General features: G+C 43.0%; 1 protein-coding gene. It reads left to right on the top strand.

Features of this window, described 5'->3' with window-relative positions; genetic code table 11:
- Positions 1 to 133 precede the first annotated feature (133 nt).
- The coding region (locus B5F77_RS15385; RefSeq protein WP_087332348.1) for a transposase at positions 134 to 1,095 on the top strand (962 nt) is incomplete at its 3' end.

The following is a 1,095-nucleotide window of genomic DNA, read 5'->3' on the forward strand; positions in this document are numbered from 1 at the left end:
TCTATGCGCAGAATTAGTCCTCTTTTTCTTTTCAGTTGAATTGCCCTAAGTAGAATTGTAGGTCGATAAGCCTAATAAAGGATTTAGTGAATTCAACCTATGGTTAACTATAAATTTTAGCGTAAACAAAGGTATGGAAAAGAAATGGTTTATCGGTATTGACATCTCGAAAAAAACGTTGGATGTTGTCATTTATGATTCGATGAAGAAAAAGTCGGACAGTGAAAATTATTTGAAGATCTCAAATGATGCGGATGGCTTTGAAGAGTTGCTTGCATGGTTCAAGAAGAAACGCATAAAGCTGAAAGACATTGTCGTAGGCATGGAAAATACGGGAGCGTATGGGTATGACTTGCGTCTCTTTTTAGAACAAACGGAGGTGGATTATAGCGTTTATATGCCGTTTACCTTGAAGCATGCGTTAGGATTGGTACGTGGCAAGAACGACAAGCTGGACGCGGAACGCATTGCGTATTACACCTGGTTGCACAGGGAGGAACTGACGTATTCCCGACTCAGCGAAAGTGCTGTCATCCGCTTGCAGGAGTTGATTGCCGAACGGAAATCTTATATAAAACAATTGGCTGTCCATAAAGCCTTTATTACAGAAAAAGAAGGAAAACCCGGCACATTGTCCCTTACGCGTGCATTGCAAAGCCGGGAGTTTTTGGAAAACCAGATAAAGGCGATAGAAGAGGAAATGGAAGAGGTTATCCGCACCGAGGATTCTTTATCTCGCAATTATCATTTGCTTCTCAGCATCAAGGGAATCGGGAAGGTGAACGCAATTCAGACATTGGTGCATACGAATAACTTCAAAGGCTTTGAAACGGCTCGTCAATATGCCAATTACTTGGGTATCGCCCCGCATGGAAGCACATCGGGCACGAGCGTCCGTGTCAATCCTCACATCTCGCATATAGGGCCTAAATTATTGCGGGCCGAACTTTCGCAGGCGGCCAATTCTGCCATTGTGCATGACAAAGAAATGAAAATATATTTCCTTAGGAAAAGGAAAGAAGGGAAACCCTACGGAGTTGTGCTTAATGCAGTCCGGTTTAAGTTGGTATGCAGGATGTTTGCCGTCATTAAGCG

The sequence above is a fragment of the Parabacteroides sp. An277 genome (genome assembly GCF_002159645.1).
Taxonomy (GTDB): domain Bacteria; phylum Bacteroidota; class Bacteroidia; order Bacteroidales; family Tannerellaceae; genus Parabacteroides.